A 489-nucleotide genomic window follows, 5' to 3' on the forward strand; every position below is an offset into this window, starting at 1 on the left:
CGTGGGTGTCGTGATGAGGGATACCGAGGCGACAGGAACGGGGGTCGTGGGGAGTCTCGTCGTTGGGATGAGCGTCGCCCGCGCCGTGACTACGAGGATCGCCGTCGTGACGAGCGTGGCGAGCGGCGGTGGGATCGGGACTCGCGTCGCTGGGAGGACCGGGATCGGCGCGGCTATCGTGGCGAGTCCGGACGCGAGGCCCGACGCTGGGAGGATCGCGGCCGTCGCGACCACGACAACCGCCGCAACGACCGCGACGACCGCGGATACCGCGACGACAGGGGATACCGCGGCGGTCGTGGGTATCGTGATGAGGGATACCGAGGCGACAGGAACGGGGGTCGTGGGGAGTCTCGTCGTTGGGATGAGCGTCGCCCGCGCCGTGACTACGAGGATCGCCGTCGTGACGAGCGTGGCGAGCGGCGGTGGGATCGGGACTCGCGTCGCTGGGAGGACCGGATCGGCGCGGCTATCGTGGCGAGTCCGGAC

At 70.6% G+C, this 489-nt stretch carries 1 protein-coding gene; it reads left to right on the forward strand.

The window, feature by feature from the left end; genetic code table 11:
• Positions 1–13 precede the first annotated feature (13 nt).
• The coding region (locus HMPREF0043_RS11520) for a hypothetical protein (protein ID WP_198010305.1) at positions 14–489 on the forward strand (476 nt) is incomplete at its 3' end.

The sequence above is a fragment of the Actinobaculum sp. oral taxon 183 str. F0552 genome (assembly GCF_000466165.1).
Taxonomy (GTDB): domain Bacteria; phylum Actinomycetota; class Actinomycetes; order Actinomycetales; family Actinomycetaceae; genus Peptidiphaga.